This is a genomic window from Bacteriovorax sp. HI3 (assembly GCF_059738875.1).
The window spans coordinates 2,725,256-2,742,129 of sequence record NZ_AP026946.1 but is presented as its reverse complement, the minus strand read 5'-3'; the positions used below and the strand labels follow the sequence as shown (position 1 = coordinate 2,742,129).

General features: G+C 42.3%; 20 protein-coding genes. 12 read left to right on the top strand and 8 right to left on the bottom strand.

What is annotated here, in order from left to right; genetic code table 11:
• Positions 1 to 58: 58 nt before the first annotated feature.
• Positions 59 to 475 (bottom strand): hypothetical protein, encoded by a 417-nt coding sequence (locus AC6JA8_RS13565; protein ID WP_497974272.1) that lies wholly within the window; start codon positions 473 to 475, stop codon positions 59 to 61.
• A gap of 157 nt (positions 476 to 632) precedes the next feature.
• Here AC6JA8_RS13565 and AC6JA8_RS13560 point away from each other — a divergent pair, with 157 nt between their 5' ends.
• Both AC6JA8_RS13560 and AC6JA8_RS13555 read left to right on the top strand, forming a co-directional pair.
• On the top strand, positions 633 to 995 hold the full coding sequence (locus AC6JA8_RS13560; RefSeq protein ID WP_497974271.1) for a thiol-disulfide oxidoreductase DCC family protein: 363 nt from the start codon (positions 633 to 635) through the stop codon (positions 993 to 995).
• A 36-nt stretch (positions 996 to 1,031) separates the two neighbouring features.
• On the top strand, positions 1,032 to 2,033 hold the full coding sequence (locus tag AC6JA8_RS13555) for a cation diffusion facilitator family transporter (protein WP_497974270.1): 1,002 nt from the start codon (positions 1,032 to 1,034) through the stop codon (positions 2,031 to 2,033).
• A gap of 3 nt (positions 2,034 to 2,036) precedes the next feature.
• On the opposite strand, the gene AC6JA8_RS13550 is transcribed toward AC6JA8_RS13555, so the two are convergent.
• Positions 2,037 to 2,252, bottom strand: coding sequence for a hypothetical protein (locus AC6JA8_RS13550; protein WP_133566608.1), 216 nt, complete (start codon positions 2,250 to 2,252; stop codon positions 2,037 to 2,039).
• A 90-nt stretch (positions 2,253 to 2,342) separates the two neighbouring features.
• Here AC6JA8_RS13550 and serS point away from each other — a divergent pair, with 90 nt between their 5' ends.
• Entirely contained in the window at positions 2,343 to 3,617 is a 1,275-nt protein-coding gene (serS, locus tag AC6JA8_RS13545) for a serine--tRNA ligase (RefSeq protein ID WP_497974269.1), read from the top strand.
• 2 nt (positions 3,618 to 3,619) lie between these two features.
• Here the strand turns inward: serS and AC6JA8_RS13540 are convergent, their stop codons facing one another.
• On the bottom strand, positions 3,620 to 4,354 hold the full coding sequence (locus tag AC6JA8_RS13540; RefSeq protein ID WP_497974268.1) for a phosphatase PAP2 family protein: 735 nt from the start codon (positions 4,352 to 4,354) through the stop codon (positions 3,620 to 3,622).
• 225 nt (positions 4,355 to 4,579) lie between these two features.
• On the opposite strand from AC6JA8_RS13540, the gene AC6JA8_RS13535 reads away from it, so the two are divergent.
• The gene (locus AC6JA8_RS13535) at positions 4,580 to 5,242 is read left to right on the top strand and encodes a response regulator (RefSeq protein ID WP_497974267.1); all 663 of its coding nucleotides are present in this window, start codon (positions 4,580 to 4,582) and stop codon (positions 5,240 to 5,242) included.
• On the opposite strand, the gene AC6JA8_RS13530 is transcribed toward AC6JA8_RS13535, so the two are convergent.
• Entirely contained in the window at positions 5,214 to 5,996 is a 783-nt protein-coding gene (locus AC6JA8_RS13530; RefSeq protein WP_497974266.1) for a Rossmann-fold NAD(P)-binding domain-containing protein, read from the bottom strand. The genes AC6JA8_RS13535 and AC6JA8_RS13530 overlap by 29 nt on opposite strands.
• A gap of 62 nt (positions 5,997 to 6,058) precedes the next feature.
• Between AC6JA8_RS13530 and AC6JA8_RS13525 the strand changes: the two genes are divergently transcribed.
• The 5 genes from AC6JA8_RS13525 to AC6JA8_RS13505 are packed head-to-tail and all read left to right on the top strand — an operon-like array spanning position 6,059 to position 10,204.
• A complete protein-coding gene (locus tag AC6JA8_RS13525) occupies positions 6,059 to 6,490 on the top strand; it encodes a c-type cytochrome biogenesis protein CcmI/CycH (RefSeq protein WP_497974265.1) in 432 nt (143 codons plus the stop codon).
• Positions 6,491 to 6,492: 2 nt separating this feature from the next.
• On the top strand, positions 6,493 to 7,122 hold the full coding sequence (locus AC6JA8_RS13520; protein WP_497974264.1) for a hypothetical protein: 630 nt from the start codon (positions 6,493 to 6,495) through the stop codon (positions 7,120 to 7,122).
• 15 nt (positions 7,123 to 7,137) lie between these two features.
• Positions 7,138 to 8,502: a TldD/PmbA family protein gene (locus AC6JA8_RS13515; RefSeq protein WP_497974263.1), complete on the top strand. Its 1,365-nt coding sequence runs from the start codon at positions 7,138 to 7,140 to the stop codon at positions 8,500 to 8,502.
• Positions 8,503 to 8,516: 14 nt separating this feature from the next.
• Positions 8,517 to 9,752, top strand: coding sequence for a metallopeptidase TldD-related protein (locus AC6JA8_RS13510; protein ID WP_497974262.1), 1,236 nt, complete (start codon positions 8,517 to 8,519; stop codon positions 9,750 to 9,752).
• Positions 9,752 to 10,204 (top strand): hypothetical protein, encoded by a 453-nt coding sequence (locus AC6JA8_RS13505; protein WP_497974261.1) that lies wholly within the window; start codon positions 9,752 to 9,754, stop codon positions 10,202 to 10,204. Before AC6JA8_RS13510 ends, AC6JA8_RS13505 begins: the two co-directional genes overlap by 1 nt.
• Here the strand turns inward: AC6JA8_RS13505 and AC6JA8_RS13500 are convergent.
• The 4 genes from AC6JA8_RS13500 to AC6JA8_RS13485 form a co-directional block, all read right to left on the bottom strand.
• Positions 10,188 to 10,550, bottom strand: a complete 363-nt coding sequence (locus tag AC6JA8_RS13500) for a hypothetical protein (protein WP_497974260.1) — start codon at positions 10,548 to 10,550, stop codon at positions 10,188 to 10,190. The two genes, AC6JA8_RS13505 and AC6JA8_RS13500, sit on opposite strands and share 17 nt — an antisense overlap.
• A 148-nt stretch (positions 10,551 to 10,698) precedes the next feature.
• Positions 10,699 to 11,430 (bottom strand): YebC/PmpR family DNA-binding transcriptional regulator, encoded by a 732-nt coding sequence (locus AC6JA8_RS13495; RefSeq protein WP_102244331.1) that lies wholly within the window; start codon positions 11,428 to 11,430, stop codon positions 10,699 to 10,701.
• 42 nt (positions 11,431 to 11,472) lie between these two features.
• On the bottom strand, positions 11,473 to 11,979 hold the full coding sequence (locus tag AC6JA8_RS13490) for a GNAT family N-acetyltransferase (protein WP_497974259.1): 507 nt from the start codon (positions 11,977 to 11,979) through the stop codon (positions 11,473 to 11,475).
• Positions 11,972 to 13,558, bottom strand: coding sequence for an ABC-F family ATP-binding cassette domain-containing protein (locus tag AC6JA8_RS13485; protein WP_102244329.1), 1,587 nt, complete (start codon positions 13,556 to 13,558; stop codon positions 11,972 to 11,974). The genes AC6JA8_RS13490 and AC6JA8_RS13485 overlap by 8 nt, the downstream gene beginning before the upstream one ends.
• 182 nt (positions 13,559 to 13,740) lie before the next feature.
• Between AC6JA8_RS13485 and AC6JA8_RS13480 the strand changes: the two genes are divergently transcribed.
• From AC6JA8_RS13480 to AC6JA8_RS13470, 3 genes are read left to right on the top strand one after another with little or no spacing between them, the layout of a single operon-like run.
• Entirely contained in the window at positions 13,741 to 14,007 is a 267-nt protein-coding gene (locus AC6JA8_RS13480) for a DNA-directed RNA polymerase subunit omega (RefSeq protein WP_102244328.1), read from the top strand.
• 2 nt (positions 14,008 to 14,009) lie between these two features.
• A complete protein-coding gene (locus AC6JA8_RS13475; protein ID WP_158649684.1) occupies positions 14,010 to 14,147 on the top strand; it encodes a hypothetical protein in 138 nt (45 codons plus the stop codon).
• Positions 14,148 to 14,171: 24 nt separating this feature from the next.
• On the top strand, positions 14,172 to 16,871 hold the full coding sequence (locus tag AC6JA8_RS13470; RefSeq protein ID WP_497974258.1) for an SNF2-related protein: 2,700 nt from the start codon (positions 14,172 to 14,174) through the stop codon (positions 16,869 to 16,871).
• Positions 16,872 to 16,874 lie beyond the last annotated feature (3 nt).

Below are 16,874 nucleotides of genomic sequence, written 5' to 3'. Positions count from 1 at the left end.
GAAAAAGTGCAATAAGAGAATCCTGTGAGGCAGGATTCTCTTAAATTTTATGAGTTGGTTATTTTAAGAATGTTTGCAAATCGCTGATTAAAGTATCTAAACGCTTAGAGTAATTTTGTAGAGTGGCATAGTCTGGTTGAATTTCTTTTCTCGCCAGGGCTTCGCGGTCTTCGCGGATACCTTGCAGACGGGCCACAAACCCTACGTGAGCGTATTCGGCCTCTTCACGAAAGCTATCGTTGCCAACAGACACTCTTTCTTGGGCCCTGTTGGCCACTAGTACGATAAGAGCTGCTGCTTTTTGTTGTTTTTGGTCGATGCCTTTTTCCATGTCTTTTAACCAAAGAGATTCGGCCGCCTGGATTTTTCCTTCAGTGATATCGCGTTCGATTTCACGGTCAACTTGAACGTCATCCTGAGCAAATAACGGAGTGGTCAGGACCATGGACATTGTTAAGATGAATAGCGATTTCATAAAGTCTCCTGGAAATATGCTTATGCTTTACAGCTGTTTAAACTTTAGACACTAGGGTCGTTTGCAAGCCCTCTTAAGAAGGTCGTTCGTTATAAGTGAGCAAGCTTATACCTAGTCATAGTGCACTGATGGTGCCAAAATAGAGGGAGGAGTCAAAATGGATAAGGTCGTTTTTTATGATGGGGATTGTGGGTTATGCCAGCGCTCAGTGAGGGCCTTGGTTTCTCTCGACTCTAAAAAAGAACTACTCTTTGCTCCATTAAATGGAGAGACTTATAAGACAGAGGTTGGTGGGGAAAGTGATATGAGCACAGTGGTGTTTCTTTCTCATGGGCAATTGTTTTACAAGAGTGATGCTGTGATTGAAATTGGCAGGAGATTGGGGGGAGTGAAATCTTTATTGCTTCTTCTTAAAATCATCCCTCGTTTTATCCGCGATAGTGTCTATAACATCATTGCTAGAAACCGAAAAAAAGTTTCATGTATCATACTCCCCAGAGACCAGCGATTTTTAAAGTAAGAGACATTTTCTCTGGGAATTTGCTATAATCAATTTATGGCAAATCATCATCCAAAAATTAATCACGAAGAAAGAAAGTTTTTACCAGCGCTCTCTCTGGTTATCGGTATTGTTTTACTTTGTTTGAAATTTTACGCTTATCACTTAACCGGATCGCAGTCGGTTTTCTCCGATGCCCTGGAGAGTATTGTTAACGTCGTTGCTGGAGTCATTACGCTGGCGGTGATTGTTGTGGCCGCAAAGCCTGCAGATGAAGACCATCCATACGGTCATGGAAAAGTAGAGAGTATGGCCGCGACCTTTGAAGGCGGGGCGATCACTCTTGCCGGTATTTTAATTATCATTCAGTCGATTCAGATTTTTTTCCACGGCGCCCATGTTGAAGAAGTTAACGCCGGTCTGGTATTGATTATTTTAACTGGTGTGATCAATGGGATTTTAGGATTCATTCTTAAAGTTCAGGGAAAGCGCCATCACTCAGAGGCCATGCTTTCCAGTGGCGCTCACCTGATGGGAGATGCACTGACGAGTATTGGAGTTCTCCTCAGCTTATTGATTGTTAAATTTACTGGGGCCCAGTGGGTGGACCCTGTCATTGCTGGTTTTTTTGGAACTGTTTTATGTATTCAAGGAACAAGGATTCTTATTCGCTCTGGCAATGTTCTTCTGGATGCTCACGATCAGGAATTGTTGCAATTAGTGGCCGGGCTTTTCGAGAAAAATTATGTCCCGGGCGTTATCGATATTCACTACACGCGTATTATTAAAAGCGGACCTTTTCACCACATCGAATGCCACATGGTTATTCCAGAGTTCTGGTCAGTGGCCGAAGGTCACACTTTTAGTGAAAACTACGAACAGAGTATTTTAAAAGAATACCCGGTGGAAGCAGAGATCAGAATCCATCTGGATCCTTGTCGTAAAGTGTATTGTGAAAATTGTGAACTGGCGGATTGTCCGATCAGGCAAAGACACTTTATTAAGAGAGTTCCGTTAAACAATCTCGATGAAGTGACTTCACCTACTGAAAGCAGATAAATTCTACTTCTTAGTTCCTTGAACTTTTAGATTAATCGCTTGCTCGTACTGTTTTAAAATATCAGCATCGAGTTCTGTTTTCTCAATTGATTTAATAGATTTCATTGAAGCTTTCATTTCATCACAAGCGTGAATTCCACCATCACCATTGATCGGACGGTTTCTTCCGCCTTCTTTCATCCAGGTGATTTCTCTGCTACAAAATTTACAACGTGCCACGGGGAATCCTTGTGTTTTTCCTATTAAAACTTGCCAAAATAAGGCAAAATAGGAAGCATTAAACTCTCACCAGTATACCAAGGGACCACTATGCTAGATATTAAATTCATCAGGGAAAATTCTGACATCGTAAAGAATGCTTGTAAGCTTAAGAACGTCGCACTGGATATTGATCAATTACTGGCCCTAGATAAAGAAGTTTCATCCCTAAAGACTGAAGAACAAAATCTTTTAACGCAAAAAAACGGAATAACAGCGAAGATTCCTAAGGCTTCTGCTGAAGAACGCCCAGCGCTTATCGCTGAGAGTAAGGCCCTTGATGAAAAAGTAAAGGCCCTTAAACCGCGCGCAGAGAAGGCCGAAGAAGAGCTTAAAACGCTTATGTACCTTACGCCGCAAATCCCTTCGCCAAAGGCCCCAATTGGAAAAGATGACAACGATAACGTTGAAGTAAAAAAAGCAGGAGTTCTTCCGAAGTTTGATTTCACTCCGCTTGATCACGTTCAAATCTTAGAGAAAAATAACTGGGCCGATTTTGAAAGAATCGCCAAAGTTTCTGGTTCTCGCTCATACTCACTAAAAAATGAAATGGTGTTAGTTGAATTAGCAATGCACAGACTTGCTATGGATAAACTAATGCAAAAAGGTTTCACGGTTGTTTCAGTTCCGGCCTTCGCTCGCGAAGAAGCACTATACGGAACAGGACACTTTCCTAACGGAAGAGACCAGGCCTACTACATTCCAGAACAAAATATTTATCTGGCAGGAACTGCAGAAGTGCAAATCAACTCTCTTCACGCAGGAGAGATTTTAAAAGAAGCAGAACTTCCCATTTTATACGCTGGTTATTCTCCATGTTTTAGAAGTGAAGCTGGATCATACGGACGCGATGTACGTGGTTTAATCCGCGTTCACCAGTTCATGAAAGTAGAGCAGTTTATTTACTGTAAAAACGATCCTGCTGAATCTGAAAAATGGCACAAGATCCTGCTTGAGACATCTGAAGAAATCGTTCAGGACCTTGAGCTTCCATACAGAGTTGTCGAATGCTGTACGGGAGATATGGGAGCAGGTAAGGTGCGTATGTTTGACGTTGAGGCATGGGTTCCATCTGAACAAAAATACAGAGAGACTCACAGCTGTTCAGCTCTTCACGACTGGCAGTCGCGCAGAACTCAAACTCGCTACAGAGATAACGACAACAAAGTTCAATACGTTCACACATTAAACAACACGGCGATTGCGACTCCAAGAATCCTTGTGCCTTTTTTAGAGAACCACCAGCAAGCTGATGGCTCTGTAAAAATCCCGGCCAAGCTTCAGCCGTATTTAATGGGTATGACTGTTATTGGAAAAAAGAACTAAAATTAAAATTCACCAACTAAGGCCAGGCCTTTCGTGTTCCAGTCAAAGATTGGGACAATCGTAAGGCCGGCCTCTTTCTCACCATTGTCTTTTTTTGCCTTATCTATTTTTGCAATCCCAAGCCCGTATGAAAGCCCAATAGTTGCTCCGGCAAGAACGTCGTGCAGGAAGTGGCGGTTGTCATTGATTCGGCTGATGCCTACAAAAGTTGAAAGTGCCAGTGCGGGAGTTCCCCAGGCCCAGCCGTGTTCGCCTAAGACATACCCACTAAAAGCAAAAGCAGTTGTGGTGTGTCCTGAAGGAAATGAGTTTCTATCTTTGTGTCCGTTAATAGGACGCGGTTCTCTGATGGTGTATTTTAAAGCAGTCGTTACACCTGAAGCGTAGGCTGAGGCCTTAAACATTCCAATCGCTCTCCTGTACCCGTCAGGGTTCCCGCTAGCTCCGGCCAGGGATTGCCCGAGAGCATAGAGAGCGTTTGGTAAAAGCTGTCCAGAGAGATCACCGAATTTTGAAAGTGATCCAAGTGGCTTGTCATTGGCCACTTCATTTTGAGTAGTATCAACGAGTGAATCTTCAAGTAGTAATACAGTCAGTGTTAGTCCTGTTCCCACCAGTAAAACATTTCTTGCGGAAGTAGTGAAAGGAGAAAGAGCTTCGTTTTTAAAATCTGTGGAGTCCCAGGCGATTGCATTGAAAGAGGACACTAATAAAAGTGCAGGGAGGAGTTTTTTCATCTTTAATCCTTAAAAATGGTGGTGATTTAACTTTATCTGTATTGGAATAATATTCAATAAATTGTTCTGTAAATATATTGTATTAATACCCAATCGAACTAAACCTCTAGGGGATTTAACTGCCGAAGCTAAAGACTCGGCTACTTCTATCCTTTTGAAATATTGTGAGAGGAATATTTTCTGTAAAAATCACTAAATACAAATAGGATATATTTAAACTTTTAAATGTTAGAGACCGAACAGTTAGGTATGAGTATCAGAATCCTGGTTGTGGATGACGACCAAATCAATTCAAGAGTTCTATCACAGAGGCTTACGAAAAGAGGCTTTAACGTAACTTGTGTGGAATCGGGCAGAGAGTGTCTTGAGGCCCTTCAAGGCGATACACCAGATTTAATTCTCCTTGATATTGTTATGCCGGAAATGACAGGGCTTCAGGTCCTGCAATACGTGCGTACGGTGTACTCATCGATTGATATCCCTATTATCATGGCGACTGCTAAAACTGACGTTGCTGATATCGTAGAAGCGCTTAAGCTTGGGGCCAACGATTATATCCAGAAGCCGGTTAACATTGATATCGCAGAAGCGCGCATCAATGCTCAAATCAACGCAGTAAGAAACTACCGCGAGGCCATGGAGAAAAGAGAAGTTGAATCAATCAACTCTCTGATTGCAACATACAACCATGAAATCAACAATCCTTTAACGATTGCTTTTGGGCTTCTAAGAAAAGCGAAGAAGGAATCAAGTACAGAGTACTTCGATCGCATTGGAGACGCTCTTCAACGTGTTACCAACATCGTTAAAGAAATCGAACGCATCACTTCTAAAAGACAAGAAGAGTCTGAACAAGACGTCACTCAGAAGATTTATAAAATTCGCTAGGATTTTTATAATGAATCTGCAGAAGAGTTTTGGATTTCTGATTAGAGATCTTGGTTTCTTTTAATCCCTTATCGCTTTGAGCATACTCCGGCAAAGGCAGGGAGAGCTTTTGGGCCATATCCAGGTAATAATCGCGCTTAGTGATTCGCAAATCGCTGATGATGTTAAGGGTTTGTCCCCATGTCTCAGTTTCAATGATTTTTGTAATAGCGTTCACACAGTCATCTTGATGAGCGAGGTGCAGGAATTCACTTCCGGTTTTAATATCTTTTTTCCCTGACAGAAAGTAGACTGGGTGGCGTTTTTCTCCGTAGAGACCGCCCAGGCGTAAAATCACAGCATTCTTAAAGCGAGCTCGCAGGTACTCTTCTGTTTGGGCCAGAAGCGGAGACTGAGTGTTTTCTGGGTCAATCGGAGTGTCTTCATCTACACTTCCCATATTTTTTCCGTAGACAGATGTCGAGCTGGTGAAAATAATTTTTTTATCGGTTGGGAGATGATCAAAGAAATTTTTAACGGCCACAAAAGGAAGAGGGGGAATGGTATAAACTACAACATCGGCCTTAAGAATCTCTTCGTTGAAAGGGTCTTGGATTAAATCAAAAGTGATGTAAGAAATCCCTTCGCTTTGGAATTCAGGAGACTTGTCGCTAGCGGTGGTGATGGTAAGAGTGTGTCCTTTAGACAAAAGTGTTTTTGCCAATGGTTTTCCTAACCATCCGCACCCAATTAAGCATAAATTTTTGTTCTTCATTTGATTAGCTCCTGTCTTCATACTATCATTGGTGCATCTTTTATCCCATAAGGAGTTTTGAAATGAGAAATCTTTTTTTAGCGGCCATTTTATCTATTGCAACACTAACTAACGCTCACGCTTACACTGACCCAAAAGTTGGTGGAATGGTGACATTAAAAAAAGGACTAGAAAAAAAGATCACTAAAAATGGTGTACTTTTTATCTTCGCAAAACAAGCTGGACCTGATTCGGGGCCAAACGACAGAACTCCTCCAGTTGCGGTGATTAAAGTTGAGAGACCAACTTTTCCTCAGGCCTTCGTGATTACACAAAAAAACGTGATGATCCCAGGTGCTGATTTCAAAGGACCTCTGCACGTGATTGCCCGTTATTCACCATCAGGTGATGCTCTTAATAAAGCAGGAGCGATTGAGGGAATGGACCCAAAATTTCCTTCGACAGATTTAGGAAATAAAAATCTTAATATCGAACTGAATGTGGAACTTAAGTAAGAGTGGATAACTCATTATTTCCAAGTAAAGAAGAATGGGGAAGTGGAGACGAAGCGATGGACAACAAGCTGTCCATCGCTTTGAAAAAAGTTCAGGAGAATCTTTCCATTTCATCCATCAGTGAATTTTATTTCTACGGACTCTCTCTTAAGCCCCGCGCTTATAACCCGTCTTTTCACGTCACCATTGAATTTGTCACCAAGGCCTTTTTATCTCTGCTTCACCCTGATGAATGCAATGATCAGCTTATGCATAAGATTAAAGGGGATTACTTTAATAAAAAGAAAGTGGCCTTCCAGTTGAATGAAAGTGAGAGCATTGCCTTAGAATTAAAAAAGAAAGGGACCTTTCGTTACAAAGGCGAGATTGATTTTTACCTGCACCGTCAGCTTCCTGAAGAAAGAAACCCTTTTGTACGCGTTCCTTTGAAGCGCGCAAATCTTGACTTGCATACTAAGATAATCATGAAAGATTTCAAACTCTATTTAAATGGAGAAAAAGACGAGTCGCTACACGCTGATTCTCTCTTTCGCGCTTTGCGCGTAACAGACCAGGTGCTTTTCATCGAAAACTTCGCTGAACTCTGGTATCATGAGGGACAGATTTTTTCATTACCGCTATTTGAGAATTAATCACAGGAGAGACCTATGGATATCAAGAGTGTCTTAGATAAATTAGATCTGAGAAAATTTCCTTGTCACTTTGTCGACGTAAGAATCGAGCGCACGCAATCGAGCAGCTTTCTTTTTCAAAACGGCGAGCTGGTTGCGGCCAGTGAAAGACCTGTCCTAGGTGCTTTTGTTCGTGTTCATCACCATGGAGCATGGTTTTATTCATCGACAACTGCCATTAGTGCACTAGGTGATGAGATTACAAAATTGATTAAGCAGGCAGAAGCGGGTCCTCATGCTTCAAATGTGTATGTGCTTCCAGACAACAATGGAGCTCACCACTTGATCAATAAAACTAAACATGCATTTTCCAATATCTCTCTGGAAGAAAAAGTGAAGATGGGAGAGAAGTATCTTCCTCTTATTAAAAAAATTGAGAACCTAAAAGATTCAAGAATCAGATACACAGACGTGTACAAAGAAAAATTCTACAAGTCATCTGTGGGAACAGAGTTCTCTTACGATTTTAACCAGGCCGGTTTTGCTTTTGGGGCGACATTGAAAAAAGGCGATGAGCTTTTTGAAGATGGCTTCAGGCTTTATGCAACTGAATTTAATTCATTCCAGAATCTGGAAAACGATATCCTGAGCTACTTTGCTGAGGCTCAAAAATTCCTGAGCGCAAAAACAATCACGCCAGGAAAATACAAAGTCGTTCTTTCACCGGAAATCACGGGAGTCTTTACTCATGAGTCTTTCGGACACAAGTCTGAAGCAGACTTTATGATGGGAGACCCGGAAGCGACAAAAGAGTGGAAGCTTGGAAGCACGATCGCAGCTCCTTGTTTATCAATTGTCGATACAGGTGTACACGACAATACATCGGGGTACTGCCCGATTGATGATGAAGGGACATTGGCACAGAAAACTTACCTGATTAAAGAAGGTGTTTTAACCGGGCGTCTGCACTCAACTCATACGGCAAACGTGCTTGAAGAAAAACCAACTGGAAACGCTAGAGCAATGAACTTTGAATACGAGCCTATCGTGCGCATGACTTCAACGTATATCGAAGGTGGAAAAGTTCCGTTTAAAGACCTGCTTAAAAAAGCAGAGGGTGGAGTTTACTTTTATAACTTCAAACACGGATCGGGCGGAAGTACTTTTACGATTGCACCAATCAGAGCTTACATGATCAGAAATGGAGAGTTGGCAGAGCCGGTTCGCGTTTCAGTTCTTTCAGGTTCAGTGTTTGAAACGCTAAAACAAATCGAAGCTTGCGGGGATGATTTCCATCTTGAAAGCTCTGCCTTTGGTGGATGCGGAAAAATGGAGCAGTGGCCACTTCCGGTAGCGGATGGTGGACCTTCGATTCTTGTTAACGAAATGCAGATCAGCTAAGGAAGGAGAAAAAAATGAAACACGATATTCTGACAACAAACGAAGAGTCTCTTTCTGTTGAAGTCGTCGCAGGACAAGTGAATTCTTCCAGAAATAAAAACATCACAAAAAAAGGTGTGCGCCTTTTTGAAGGCAATAAAATCTACACCACATCTTATGTGGGAGATATCAGCGATGCTGAGCTGGTTAAAAAGGCCCAGAGTTCAAAGAGCGTAGGGATTCCTTACGACTATGAACTTCCTCATTACCAGAATGGCAGAATGATTGACGAGGGAAGCTTCGAGGCACCTCTGTCTCAGATCATGGAAGCGATCCAGTCGACTCAAGAGCGCCTGCAAGGGTATTCAAATGAATTCGTTTTTAACGGAAAATTTGAGCGCTCTTTCCACACTGTCTCACTCAAAGATGACAAAGGTGCAGTGATGGAAAAGAAATTCGGCACCAATGGATGGTACTACCTGTTTAAGCGCGTGGGCTCTCCAAACCTGCTTGATGGATACTTTGCCGGAAGCGGAAGAACGCTGGATATCGATGACGTTTTAGATAAAAACCTGCCTTACCTTGATGCTTATAAAAATGAGATTCCCTTCCAAAGTGGAAAGTACCCGGTGCTTTTCATTGAAGGCGATGGCCTTAAAAATAAATTGCTTGAGTCTCTAAGAGCAGACAAGTACTGCGAAGGCTCAGCTCTTTATAGTGGAAAATTAAACCAGCAAATCTTCAGTAAAGATTTCTCTCTTTATGATATCAACCTGCTTCCTGAGCACGGAGTCTACCGCAGGTTTGACGAAGAAGGGACAATTAGAAAACTGGAAAAACTTCCACTCATTGAAAACGGTGTAATGAAAACTGTTATCGCCGATCTTCGCAATGCTAAGAAATACGGAGTTGAGGCGACTGGAAACGGTGTGCGCTCTTACGACTCTGCTGTTGGGATGGGGTTCAATGCCCTTGTCATTGCGGCAGGAAAGAGAACAACTCAGGAGATTTTAAAGTCTCTTGATCAATGCGTGGTCGTGTTTATGGGAGATGGTGGAGATTTCACGGACAAGGGAGATTTCTCGACTCCACTTCAGCTTTCTTACCTGGTGAAAAAAGGGGAGATCGTAGGCCGTCTTCCACAATTGACGGTGAAGACGACAACCACAGATATGTTTAACTCTCGCTTAATTGAAATTGCCAGTGACGGCTTTCAAAAGAACTTTAGGAATCCAAGTCTCTTTACAGAGATGGATGTGTATTTGAATTAATGAAAATCCAATTTATTTCTCCTGAATCCACTTACAGTGAGGTTCAGGAGCTTCGTGCCCACACTGACTGCATTTTGATTGACCAAAAAAAGCTCAATCAAAAAGACCAGACCGACAGCTTCCAGGTTGATGATGAAAACTTTGATATCAGGAAGCAGCCACTTCGGTTGATTGCGATTTCTTTGCATGACCTAAAACCGCACTGGGGCGTCTTTAATGACCGCTTCAAGCGCAACACAATGGTGATCTCGTTTGATGATGAGATTCAGGACAATCCGCGTATTGTGAGGTTTCTGGAAGAAAGGGGAGTGGCACTTCTCATGTGTAAACGAAATAAAAAAGGCCTTCTTGATTACGAAGGCCTTTTAAAAAGTTTAACCAGTCTCAAATTCACTTCAATACTGGTTGAGGATAATATCGACCTGATTGAAGAACTTACTCCTTGGGCCTAGACAGGTCGCCAATTTGTTTTTTAGCAGCTTCTGTGTCGATCTTGTTTCCTTTGTTAACCAGATCGACAGCTTTATCCGGGTCATTTCTCACCATACCAACGGCCGTTTCTTTAAGTGCACTTACTTGAGCATCACTCATGCTCGTGAGCTCTTTTACAGCTTTCTGGTAATCACTCTCTGAAATCTTTCCCATTTTTTTGAGTCCATCGAGACTCTTAATGATGTCTTCTTTAGAGACAGTAAAGCCCTCTAAGGGATCTTTATCCAAGTCCTCACTGGCAGAGACGGTATTCTGGAAAAGGCAGAAACTAAGAAGAGCGATTGCTAGTAATTTGCCAAAGAACATTGAAAGCCTCCGGGGTGTGACCAGAGTCATACTAACATGGGTGAAAAATCGGGCCACGGGAAGATTCTAACCATTCAAAAGAAGGTCGAAAAATCCCGCCCCTAAATAAAAAGGGTGCCCAGAAAAAGTGGATATAGGTAGGGTAAACCTAAAGGTCGGCGAACGAGTCGTCGTACTTAACGTTGTGGTAAACCTTTGTGACGTCATCGTCACCTTCAAGTAGGTCAACGAGTTTCATAACCGTCTTGAAAGTTTCTTTGTCGATTTCTTTAAACGTTAGAGGCACGCGCTCAAGACCAGCTTCATCGGCAGTAACCTTTAGCTCGTCTAGTTTTGTCTGGATAGCACCGAAAGATTCCATAGGTCCTGTGACAGTGTAGAACCCGTCCTCCAGGACAACATCTTCAGCTCCCGCATCGATCATATCCATTGTGAAGTCGTCTTCTACCAGTTTTCCTTGTGGGATCTCAAAAACAGATTTTCTCTCGAATACGAACTGAAGACATCCAGTTGTTCCTAGAGATCCGCCGCACTTGTTAAAGAAGTTACGAACGTTCGCTACTGTTCTTGTGCCATTATTTGTTGATGCTTCAACGAAGATCGCAACACCGTTAGGTCCGTATCCTTCGTAAGCGATATCTTCATATCCCTCATCATCGTTACCTAGACCTTTTTTGATCGCGCGGTCGATGTTGTCTTTTGGAACGTTGTACTTTCTGCATTTTTCAAGAGCGATACGAAGCATGAAGTTACTTTCAACTTCTTCTCCACCTTGTTTTACTGCTTTTGTAACTTCGCGAAGTGATTTTGTGTAAATTAAAGAGCGTTGTTTATCCTGATCGCCTTTCTTTTCTTTAATGTTGTTCCACTTACGTCCCATGCATGATCCTGTTTTTTAATTATTTATATGTGTCAAAGTTTATCAGTTTTTTAACGGAGCTTCAAAATAAATAAATCCATCGTGTGTGTGTTTTATCATCATTGGATGGTGTTTTTTTGCGAACTTCTCAAGGAGTTTAGTCATTTTAAGGTTACTGACATGATAGTCACCATAAAATTGAGTGATCCCAACTTTAAGGGCCTGCTCGGCAATCGTATCAAAGAGCCTTGTTCCAAGGCCTTGACCCTGATAACAATCAACAATGACGATACCTATTTCGGCCGTTGTTGATTCCGCACTAGGTTTAACGGCGCGGATAACCCCGGCCGGCAAAAGATTGTCGCCTTTGTGATGAACAGCAACGTAGGCCAGGTGATTAACCTGATCGACCTCAGTTAAAAATTTTAACTCGGCCTCTGAGAATTCTGTTTTGTTGGCAAAAAAGCGCTGGCGGATGGATTCAGGCGAGAGCAATGAGAGTCCCGCCTGGATAGGGATTTTATCTTCTGGACTAATTTGTCTGATTTCGAAAAAGTCAGGTTTAGTCATTAAGCCCCAAGTATTCATCGAACGATTTTTCTACATCGATGATTGATCCGTCTGGTTGAATATCAATAATTCTATTGGCCACCGTCTGCACGAACTCGTGGTCGTGGCAGGCGAAGATTAAAGTAGAGTCCCACTTCTTTAAGCCTTCGTTCACTGATGTGATACTTTCAAGGTCAAGGTGGTTTGTTGGACCGTCCATGATTAAAACGTTCGGTGCTTCAAGCATCATCTTTGAAAGCATCATGCGGACTTTTTCTCCACCGGATAGAACGTTTGTTTTCTTCTGGCTTTCTTCACCTGTAAAAAGCATGCGTCCTAAGAATCCTCTGACGAATGATTCGTCTTTGTCTTCTGAGAAGTCGCGTAGCCAGTCCACAAGGTTGTGTCTTCCGTCGGCGAAGAATTCAGAGTTGTCTGCCGGGAAGTATGATTTTTGAGCAGTCACACCCCAATTGATTTGTCCTGAGTCAGGCTTAGAAACACCCATCAGCACGTCCATTAAAGCAGAGCACGCCTGGTCACTTCCTAGAAGAACGATCTTGTCTGTTTTTCTTACCTGGAAAGAAATGTTTTTAAATAAAACTTTTCCATCAAGAGACTTAGAAAGTTTTTCAACCGTAAGAACATCTTTACCAATTTCTTTTTTCGCTTTGAAAGAAACGAATGGGTACTTTCTCGTTGAAGGTTGAATATCTTCAAGCGTGATTTTATCAAGCATCTTTTGTCTTGATGTCGCTTGTTTTGACTTAGAAGCGTTGGCAGAGAAGCGGGCGATGAAGTCGCGAAGTTCCTGCATTTTCTCTTCAGTCTTTTTGTTCTGGTTCGACTTTAACGTCATGGCCAGCTGAGAAGACTGGTACCAGAAATCGTAGTTACCTGTGTAGATTTTAATTTTTCCGAAATCGATATCGGCCATGTGAGTACACACCTTGTTCAGGAAGTGACGGTCGTGGGATACAACGATAACTGTGTTTTCAAATGTCGCCAGGAAGTTCTCTAACCAATGGATCGCTTTCATGTCCAAGTGGTTGGTAGGCTCATCCAGAAGAAGAATATCAGGTTTACCAAACAGGGCCTGAGCAAGGAGAACCTTAACTTTTTCGCCACCGTTTAGTTCAGACATTTTTTTAGAAAGAAGTTCTTCTTTGATACCAAGACCAGAAAGAAGAGTGGCCGCTTCAGATTCAGCTTCCCATCCGTTCATCTCACCAAAGAGTGCTTCAAGATCAGCAGCTCTTAAGCCGTCAGCATCAGAAAAATCTTCTTTGGCATAAAGAGCGTCTTTTTCTTCCATCACATCCATTAAAACTTTGTTACCCATGATAACAACTTTTAAAACTTCGATGTCTTCGTAAAGAAAGTGATCCTGTTTTAGGATTGAAAGACGTTGCCCTGGAGTGATGAAAACGTGTCCAGATGTGCTTGGGATTTCGCCTGATAAGATTTTTAAGAACGTAGATTTTCCGGCGCCGTTAGCACCGATAAGACCATAACAGTTTCCTGGAGTGAACTTGATATCCACTTCATCAAATAATTTTCTGGCCCCGTAGCGAAGTCCAACATTCTGGCAAATAATCATAAGAAATTCCTCATTTTGTAAGAAATCTCTTTTTAGACTGAATGAAAGAAAAAGTCAGTGGTTTTTCATTCGAAATTTCATAGAGATATTGCTCTGGTTCAAAAACTTTTATGGACGGATGCTTTTTTAGGGGAGTAATACTGTCAGATACACTATTTTTTTATCAACACACCGGGTAAAAGATGGAAAACGAACAAACGATTTCACAGGATTTCCTGCCTAAATACGAATCAGCTAGAATTGCTGTCGAGCGCGCACGTCAAATCGTCCGCGACAATAACGAAATGGTCTCTAAACTAAAGTCCGAATCTAATATCCAGGAGGGGATGGACCCCTTTATGGAGGCAGAAAATTTTTCTCACGATGATTCTTATGCTTTTGACCTATATAAGATAAAATCAACTAAAGGTGTTCGCGATTTTATTAAAGATATGTTTGGAGTGCATTAGTCATGTCAAAAAAGAGCGTAAGAAAGGCCAACAAAGGTCTTACTCAAGATGAAAAAGAGCTGGGAAAAAATCGTATTTACATTATCCTGGGAATGATTGTGGTGGGTTTAGCGATCGCCATTTATCGAATCAATCAGTAATTTAAAATTCAAAGGACATTAATTGTGAGCAATCTCATTCCAGGCCAGCGCTTTATGAGCGAGACTGAGCCAGAGCTGGGGCTTGGTATTCTATCGACTGTAGAGTCCAAGACCTTAAAAATTTCTTTTCTCGCGGCTAAAACTGAAAGAGTGTACGGATCAAAAGGTGCGCCGATTAAGCGCGTGGTTTTTGCCGTTGGTGATGAAATCACTTTAAGATCAGGACAAAAAATCACGGTCGACGCTGTCGTTGACCACGAAGGCATCATTGCTTATCAATCAGCAAGCGAAACATACGATGAAAGAGAGCTTTCAGACTCGCTTAGTTTCAATAAACCAGAAGACCGTCTCTTTAACGGAAACGTAGATGCTCCGGGGCTTTTTGAACTTCGTTTTAAAACACTATGGAACAAAAACCGCCTGACTCAATCGAGAGTGAGAGGATTTGTCGGTGGAAGAATGAATCTCATTCCTCACCAGTTTTATGTGGCCGACCAAATTGCCGACAGACCTATCCCGCGCGTGCTTTTAGCAGACGAAGTAGGGTTGGGGAAAACCATTGAAGCAGGTCTGGCACTTCACCATCTCATTTTATCTGAAAGAGTGAAGCGCGCCCTGATCCTGGTTCCCGATTCACTGGTCTACCAATGGTTTATTGAGATGCTAAGAAAGTTCAACTTAACTTTCACCACACTCAATCAGGAAACTCACTTAGAGCCAAACACCAACCCATTTACTGACAACGACTTTGTTATCGTCAATATCGGTCTTCTAAAAGGTGCCGAGATGGCCCGTAGAATGATGAGTGAAGCAACCTGGGACATCATGGTTGTGGATGAAGCTCACCAGTTAAAATGGTCACAGGAGAATGCTTCTCCGGAATATAAGATTGTCGAGGCCATTGCTAAAAAATCTTCAGGTCTTCTGCTTTTAACAGCGACACCTGAACAGCTGGGAATGGAAGGGCATTTTGCCAGACTTAAACTTTTAGACCCGGATCGTTTTTACGATTATAAAAAGTTTTTAGAAGAGACAGCTCACTATGAAGAAGTGGCAAAAACCGCCCGCGAGCTTTTGAAAAAAGGTGATGCTGAAAGCGAAGTGAAACTAAAAGAGCTTCAGGATCTTCACGGACCGGGAAGAATCTTTTTTAGAAATACCAGAACCAGAATGAGTAAACACTTCTCTTTTTTCCCAAAGAGAATCCTGCATGCCTATCCTTTGGAGAGTAAAAAAACTCACCATCTTGGATTAGAAGACGAAGAAACGATCGGGCCTTCATTTGATATGAAACTCGACTGGCTGACGGAATTTTTAGGACGTCACCAAGGTGAAAAAATCCTTTTAATCACTAAATCAAAAACTAAAGTTCTCTGCCTGGAAAAACTTTTAAAAGACCGCTTTCCAGCAATGAATGTGGGTGTGTTCCACTCGGGGCTTTCATTTGTCGCGCGCGATCGCCAGGCCGCTTATTTTGCCGATCCTCAGGGTGCAAACATTCTTTTATGTACAGAGATCGGAAGTGAAGGGCGCAACTTTGAATTCGCTCACCATTTAGTTCTTTTTGATCTTCCGCTTTACCCGGATTTATTAGAGCAGAGAATCGGCCGCTTGGATCGTATCGGACAAGATAGCGATATTCACCTGCATGTGCCTTATATCGTAAGCTCTTACGACGAAATTTTATACCAATGGTTCCACACTGGATTGGACGCTTTTGTTCATTCGGCCAAAGGAGCAAGCATTGTTCACCAGCAGTTGCAATCACTCTTGGATGAGTATTTAAATAAACCGGAACTGTGTTTTAAAGACCCAAAAGTCCTGCAGGAATTCCTGGAGAATACGGCCCGTGAATTTAAGGCCGTCTCCCATAAACTGGAAGAAGGGCGCGACATTTTAGTCGAGTTAAACTCGTTTAAAGAAGAAGAGGCGAAGGCGTTAGTGGGTGAAGTAAAAAAGTTTGATGAAGAGTCAAACCTGATTAACTACATGAGCGATGTTTTCCAGGAACTAGGTGTCGACATTGAGGATTTAGATGACGGAGTCTTCTATATCAAGCCAAGTGACAATATGTACGTTCCTTATTTCCCGGGGCTTCCGGTTGATGGGATCAGGATTACTTACGAGAGAAAAACAGCTCTTCGCCGCGAAGATGTGGAGTTTTTAACCTGGGATCACCCGATGGTTGTCGGAGTGATTGATCTTATTTTAAGCAACACGTTTGGAAACGTGAGTGTGATGATGAGAAAGAAGTCAGGACAGAGTAAAACGTTTATTGAGACGTTCTTTAAACTTCAGGCCGTTGCTCCTAAGAGCTTAAGCCCGGAGAGATTTTTCCCGCCGACACCGATTCGTATCCTGGTTGATTCAACCGGAGAGAACTTCTCAGCGAAGTTTGAGAAATCGGATATCGATGAAAAGATCACTGGAGCGGACATCGAGACAGTCAGAAAAGCAAAAGGACTTCCAAAGGCCGCAGTTCAGAAGGTGCTAAAGAGCGCCCATGACCATGCTCTACAGGAAGCAGCAGAACTTAAAAAGAAGTACAAAGACAACATGATTACTCATCTGGATGCAGAGAAGACGCGTTTATTAAAACTAAAAGCGAAAAACCCTGTCGTCAGAAATGAAGAGATTGAAGCGATTGCTTCGCAAATTGAAGTGCTGACCAAGGCCTACGATGAAGCGGAAGTGGTGCTGGATTCTCTAAGAGTGATTTTCTAGATT

What these genes read in the sequence shown, in the direction of transcription:
- AC6JA8_RS13565 (WP_497974272.1), bottom strand. Translation starts at nt 475, where the DNA reads ATGAAATCGCTATTCATCTTAACAATGTCCATGGTCCTGACCACTCCG.
- AC6JA8_RS13560 (WP_497974271.1), top strand. Translation starts at nt 633, where the DNA reads ATGGATAAGGTCGTTTTTTATGATGGGGATTGTGGGTTATGCCAGCGC.
- AC6JA8_RS13555 (WP_497974270.1), top strand. Translation starts at nt 1,032, where the DNA reads ATGGCAAATCATCATCCAAAAATTAATCACGAAGAAAGAAAGTTTTTA.
- serS (WP_497974269.1), top strand. Translation starts at nt 2,343, where the DNA reads ATGCTAGATATTAAATTCATCAGGGAAAATTCTGACATCGTAAAGAAT.
- AC6JA8_RS13540 (WP_497974268.1), bottom strand. Translation starts at nt 4,354, where the DNA reads ATGAAAAAACTCCTCCCTGCACTTTTATTAGTGTCCTCTTTCAATGCA.
- AC6JA8_RS13535 (WP_497974267.1), top strand. Translation starts at nt 4,580, where the DNA reads ATGTTAGAGACCGAACAGTTAGGTATGAGTATCAGAATCCTGGTTGTG.
- AC6JA8_RS13530 (WP_497974266.1), bottom strand. Translation starts at nt 5,996, where the DNA reads ATGAAGAACAAAAATTTATGCTTAATTGGGTGCGGATGGTTAGGAAAA.
- AC6JA8_RS13525 (WP_497974265.1), top strand. Translation starts at nt 6,059, where the DNA reads ATGAGAAATCTTTTTTTAGCGGCCATTTTATCTATTGCAACACTAACT.
- AC6JA8_RS13515 (WP_497974263.1), top strand. Translation starts at nt 7,138, where the DNA reads ATGGATATCAAGAGTGTCTTAGATAAATTAGATCTGAGAAAATTTCCT.
- AC6JA8_RS13510 (WP_497974262.1), top strand. Translation starts at nt 8,517, where the DNA reads ATGAAACACGATATTCTGACAACAAACGAAGAGTCTCTTTCTGTTGAA.
- AC6JA8_RS13505 (WP_497974261.1), top strand. Translation starts at nt 9,752, where the DNA reads ATGAAAATCCAATTTATTTCTCCTGAATCCACTTACAGTGAGGTTCAG.
- AC6JA8_RS13500 (WP_497974260.1), bottom strand. Translation starts at nt 10,550, where the DNA reads ATGTTCTTTGGCAAATTACTAGCAATCGCTCTTCTTAGTTTCTGCCTT.
- AC6JA8_RS13495 (WP_102244331.1), bottom strand. Translation starts at nt 11,430, where the DNA reads ATGGGACGTAAGTGGAACAACATTAAAGAAAAGAAAGGCGATCAGGAT.
- AC6JA8_RS13490 (WP_497974259.1), bottom strand. Translation starts at nt 11,979, where the DNA reads ATGACTAAACCTGACTTTTTCGAAATCAGACAAATTAGTCCAGAAGAT.
- AC6JA8_RS13485 (WP_102244329.1), bottom strand. Translation starts at nt 13,558, where the DNA reads ATGATTATTTGCCAGAATGTTGGACTTCGCTACGGGGCCAGAAAATTA.
- AC6JA8_RS13480 (WP_102244328.1), top strand. Translation starts at nt 13,741, where the DNA reads ATGGAAAACGAACAAACGATTTCACAGGATTTCCTGCCTAAATACGAA.
- AC6JA8_RS13475 (WP_158649684.1), top strand. Translation starts at nt 14,010, where the DNA reads ATGTCAAAAAAGAGCGTAAGAAAGGCCAACAAAGGTCTTACTCAAGAT.